A 5,718-nucleotide genomic window follows, 5' to 3' on the forward strand; every position below is an offset into this window, starting at 1 on the left:
GCTCGCCACCCTGCACGCCCACGGCACCCCCATCGACTGGCCCGCCTGGTATTCAGGCACCGGCGCACACCGAACCGACCTCCCCACCTACGCCTTCCAGCGCCGCCGGTACTGGCTGACCGAACCCGCCGGTGCCGTCGACGTCGGTGCCGCGGGGCTGACCGCGACCGGGCACCCGCTGCTCGGCGCCGCGGTGCCGCTCGCCGACGCCGACACGATGGTGCTGGCCGGGAAGATCTCGGTGAGCACCCACCCGTGGCTGGCCGATCACGTGGTCGCGGGCGCGGTGCTCCTGCCCGGTACCGCGATGCTCGACCTCGCCGTGCACGCCGCGGACCGGGTGGGCCTTGACCGGGTCGGCGAACTGACCCTGCACCTGCCGCTCGTGGTGCCCGAGCGCGGTGCCGTCCAGCTCCAGCTCGTGATCGGCCCGCCGGACGGGTCCGGGACGCGTGAGCTGACGTTGTACTCGCGGCTCGACGACGGTGCCGGCCGGCCGTGGACCCGGCACGCCACCGGAACGGTGTCGGGTGGCGCGGTGAAGCCCGCCGCGGATCTGGTGTCCTGGCCACCCGATGGCGCGCGGGCGTTGCCGATCGGCGAGGTCTACCAGCGCTCCGCCGAAGCGGGCCTTGTCTACGGCCCCGTCTTCGCGTGCCTGCGCGCGGCTTGGCGCCGGGGAGACGATGTCTACGCCGAAGTGTCGCTGGCCGAGCAGTACGCCGGGGATGTGACCGGTTTCGGGATCCACCCCGCCCTGATGGACTCCGCACTCCACGCGCTCGCCGCGTTGCCCGGGGAGGACGGCGAGGCCGGCCAGGTCCCGTTCTCGTGGACCGGTGTGAGCGTGCACGCGACCGGGGCAGCGGCCCTGCGCGCCAAGCTCAGCTTCGATCCGGCGGGATCGGTCGCGGTGGAACTGGCCGACAGCGCGGGAAGCCCGGTCGCGAGCGTCGAGGGACTGCGGCTGCTGCCGGTGTCGGCGGATCGGATCAAGGCCGCGGCACGGGTACGCGACCTCTACCGGGTCGAGTGGCGTCCGATCGCCACGGAGTCCACAAAGGACACGACTTCGCCGGTGGCCGTGCCCGCCGCGCTCGCCGCCGTCGAAGGCGGCGCCGATCTGCCGGGACTCGTCGTGGTGGAGGTGACCGGAGCCGATCCGCTGCCGGGCGTGCTCATCTTGCTGAACGCCTGGCTCGGTTCGGAGCAGGCGGTTTCGTCGAAGCTGGCGTTCGTCACGACGGGCGCGATCGGCGCGACCGCCGGCGACGAAGTCGACGGCCTGTCCGCCGCGGGTGTGTGGGGCCTGGTCCGGACGGCGCAGTCGGAGCACCCGGACCGGTTCGTGCTGATCGACACGGACGGATCACGCGAACTCGGGTACGCGCTGGGCGCGGGCGAGCCGCAGATCGCGGTCCGCGACGGCGAAGTGCTGGTGCCGCGGCTCACCGCGGTGAGCGGGCTCGCCGAACGGGAGCCGGTTTCCGTCGCGCGGGGCACGGTTCTGGTCACCGGTGCGGCGGGCGGGCTGGGCGCACTCGTCGCCCGGCACCTGGTGACCGAGCACGGGGTGCGGCGGCTGCTGCTGATCAGCAGGCGCGGCGGGGACGCGCCGAGGGCGGCCGAACTCACGGCCGAACTCGGCGATCTCGGAGCCGAAGTCATCTGGGCCGCCTGCGATGTCGCCGATCGCGCGGCACTCGCCGGGGTGCTGGCGTCGATCCCGGCCGAGCACCCGCTCGTCGCCGTGGTCCACGCGGCCGGGGTGCTCGACGACGGACTCGTCGCCGCCCTCACCCCGGAGCGGCTCGACGCGGTCCTGCGGCCGAAGGCGGTGGGCGCGCTCAACCTGCACGAGCTGACTACCGGCCACGACCTCGCCGCGTTCGTGCTCTTCTCATCGGCGTCGGGCGTGTTCGGCAGCGCCGGTCAGGCGAACTACGCGGCGGCAAACACCTTCCTGGACGCACTGGCGCATCGGCGGCACGCACTCGGGCTGCCCGCGACGGCGCTGTCCTGGGGGCTGTGGCACGAATCCGCCGGAATGGGCGGTGCGCTCGGGAAGCCCGACCTGGACCGGATGGCCCGTGAAGGGGTGCGCGCGCTGGAGCCCGCCCAGGGGCTGGCCCTGTTCGACGCCGCGTGGCGATCCGCCGAACCGCACCTCGTGCCGGTCGGCCTGGATCTGGGCACGCTCGCCGGCCAGTTCGACGGCGGCGCCGTGCCGCCGCTGCTGCGCGACCTGATGCGGCCCGCCCGCCGGGTTTCGGCCGCGGGAACGCCGGTGGCCGAGGGGCTCGCCGCGATGGGCGACGACGAGCGGCACGAGTTCGCGCTCGCCACCGTCGTCACCGAAACGGCCGCCGTACTGGGCAGGGCCGATGCCGGAACCGTGTCGCCCACCAGGGCCTTCACCGACATCGGGTTCGATTCGCTCACCGCGGTCGAGCTGCGGAACCGGCTCGGCGCGCTGACCGGGCTGCGGCTGCCCGCGACGCTCGTCTTCGACTACCCGACCCCGCTGGCGCTCGCCAAGTTCATCTCGACCGGCCTGGCAGGCGAGGCACCGGAACGCACGACCGCGGGGACCGCGGTGCTGAGCACCGACGAGCCGATCGCCATCGTGGGGATGGCGTGCCGGTACCCGGGTGGGGTCAGCTCGCCAGAGGACCTGTGGAACCTGGTGGCCGGGGGACAGGACGGGATCACCGAATTCCCGGTGAACCGGGGCTGGGACCTCGACGCCCTGTACGACCCGGACGGCGAAACGCCGGGCACGTCGTACACGCGCGAAGGCGGTTTCCTCCACGACGCGGCCGAATTCGACCCGGCGGTGTTCGGCATCAGCCCGCGTGAAGCCCTCGCGATGGACCCGCAGCAGCGGTTGCTGCTGGAGGTGTCGTGGGAGGCGTTCGAACGGGCCGGGCTGGACCCCTGGTCGGTCAAGGGCAGCCGGACCGGTGTGTTCGCGGGCGTCATGTACTCCGACTACAGCGCGAGGCTCACCAGGGTGCCTGCCGGAGTCGAGGGCTACCTCGGCACCGGGACGTCGGCCAGCGTGCTGTCGGGCCGCGTGTCGTACGTGTTCGGGCTGGAAGGACCCGCCGTCACCGTCGACACCGCGTGCTCCTCGTCGCTGGTGGCGCTGCACCTCGCCGTGCAGGCGCTGCGGTCCGGCGAGTGCTCGCTGGCGCTGGCCGGTGGGGTGACCGTGATGGCGACCCCGGGCGCGTTCGTGGAGTTCAGCAGGCAGCGCGGGCTGGCGAAGGACGGCCGTTGCCGCTCCTTCGCGGCGGCCGCGGACGGGGTCGGCTGGTCCGAAGGCGCGGGCGTCGTCCTCGTCGAGCGGCTCTCCGACGCGCGGCGCAACGGGCACCAGGTGCTGGCCGTCGTCCGGGGCACCGCGATCAACTCCGACGGCGCCTCCAACGGCCTGACCGCACCGAACGGCCCGTCGCAGCAACGCGTGATCCGGCAGGCCGTCACCGCGGCGGGGCTCGATCTGTCCGATGTGGACGCTGTCGAGGCGCACGGGACGGGAACCACGCTGGGCGACCCGATCGAGGCGCAGGCCTTGCTGGCGACCTACGGCAAGGACCGGTCGCCGGAGCGGCCGCTGTGGCTCGGCTCGCTGAAATCGAACATCGGGCACACCCAGGCCGCGGCCGGGGTCGCCGGGGTGCTGAAGATGGTGCTCGCCATGCGGCACGGCGTGCTGCCGAAGACGCTGCACGTCGACGAGCCGTCGCCGCACGTGGACTGGTCCGCCGGGGCGGTGCGCCTGCTGACCGGCAGCCGTGCGTGGCCGGAGCGCACCGGCCCGCGCCGCGCGGCGGTGTCCGCGTTCGGGATCAGCGGGACCAACGCCCACGTCGTACTGGAACAGGCGGACGAGACCGCGCCGGTCGAGGACCAGCGTCCGAGCCCCGTGGTGCCGCTGCTGCTGTCGGCCAAGACGGACGACGCGCTGCATGCGCAAGCGAAGCGGCTGCACGAGTTCATGGTCGCCGAACCCGGGCTGGAGCCGACCGCCGTCGCCCGCACCCTCGTGCGGTCCAGGGCCGCGATGGAGGTTCGCGCCGCCGTCGTCGGCGTCGATCGGGCCGAGCTGCTGGCCGGGTTGTCCGCGCTGGGCTCGGGTGTGCCCGCTTCGTCGGTGAGCACTGGGAACGCGCGTGCCGCGGCGCGGGTCGCGGTGTTGTTCAGCGGGCAGGGCGCACAGCGGCCGGGGATGGGCAAGGAACTCCACACCGCGTTCCCGGTCTTCGCGGTGACGTTCGACGCCGTGTGCGCCGGACTCGACGAACACCTCGATCAGCCGGTGCGCGAGGTCGTGTGGGGATCCGACGCCGACGCCGTTGATCAGACGCGGTACGCGCAGGCCGGGTTGTTCGCCTTCGAGGTGGCGTCCTACCGGCTGCTCGAATCCTGGGGTGTGCGCCCCGGCGTGCTGCTGGGGCACTCGATCGGAGAGGTGGCCGCGGCGCACGTCGCGGGCGTGCTCTCCCTGGAGAACGCGTGCGCGCTGGTGGCTGCGCGCGGGAGCCTCATGCAGGCGCTTCCGCCGGGTGGCGCGATGGCCTCGGTGCGCGCGACCGAGGCCGAGGTCGCCGCACTGCTCGGCGACGGTGTGGCGATCGCGGCGGTCAACGGTCCGTCGTCGGTCGTGGTCTCCGGCACCGAGGACGCGGTGCGGGCGCTGACCGATCGGCTCGAAGCGGACGGCCGCGAAACGAAGCGGCTTCGGGTGTCGCACGCGTTCCACTCGGCCCTGATGGAACCGATGCTCGAGGAGTTCCGGGCCAGGATCGGCGCGCTGGCGTTCGCCGCGCCGCTGGTCCCGATCGTGTCCACTGTGTACGGACGCCTGGCCACGGCGGATGAACTGTGCTCGCCGGACTACTGGACCGAGCAGGTGCGCCGGACGGTGCGCTTCGCGGACGGGGTCACCGCGGCCCGCGACGCGGGCGTCCGTACGTTCGTCGAGGCCGGACCGGCCGGTGTGCTGTCCGCACTGGTGCCCGAATGCGTCACCGATGCCGTGGTGGCGCTGCCGATGGCGAGGAAATCCGCGCCGGAACCCGTCGCGGCGGTCGCCGCCGTGGCCGGGCTGCACCTGCGCGGTGCCGCGGTCGAGTGGTCCCGGTTCTTCGCCGGTACCGGCGAGCGCGTGGTGGACCTGCCGACCTACGCCTTCCAGCGGCGCGCGTACTGGCTCGAAGCCGGGCCGGTGCCCGTGGACGCGTCCTCGGCCGGGCTGGCGACGGTCGACCACCCGCTGCTGAGCGCGGTGGTGCAGGCCCCCGATTCGGACGCGCTCGTGCTCACCGGAAGGCTTTCGCGGCACACCCATCCCTGGCTCACCGACCATGCGGTACTGGGCCAGGTGCTGATGCCCGGTACCGGCCTGGTCGAACTCGCGCTGCGCGCGGCGGCCGAAGCAGGGGCGGCGCAGGTGGAGGAACTGACCCTGCACTCCCCGATGCTGATCCCCGAAACGGGCGGGCTCGCCGTACAGGTCGTGGTCGGCGCGACCGACGAGACGGGCAGGCGTTCGCTGCGCGTCTTCTCCCGCGCCGACGGCGCCGCGCAGTGGATCGCCCACGCCGAAGGTGTCCTCGCTGTGGTGGAGTCGGTGGTGTGGGAGGGGTTGGGGGTGTGGCCTCCGGTGGGTGCGGAGGTGGTGGATGTGGGTGGTGTGTATGGGGTGTTCGC

1 protein-coding gene is annotated in these 5,718 nt (G+C 73.3%); it reads left to right on the top strand.

From position 1 onward, the window contains the following. The coding region (locus ABD256_RS43870) for a type I polyketide synthase (protein ID WP_344432313.1) at positions 1 to 5,718 on the top strand (5,718 nt) is incomplete at both ends.

The organism is Amycolatopsis minnesotensis, from assembly GCF_039529815.1.
GTDB lineage: Bacteria > Actinomycetota > Actinomycetes > Mycobacteriales > Pseudonocardiaceae > Amycolatopsis > Amycolatopsis minnesotensis.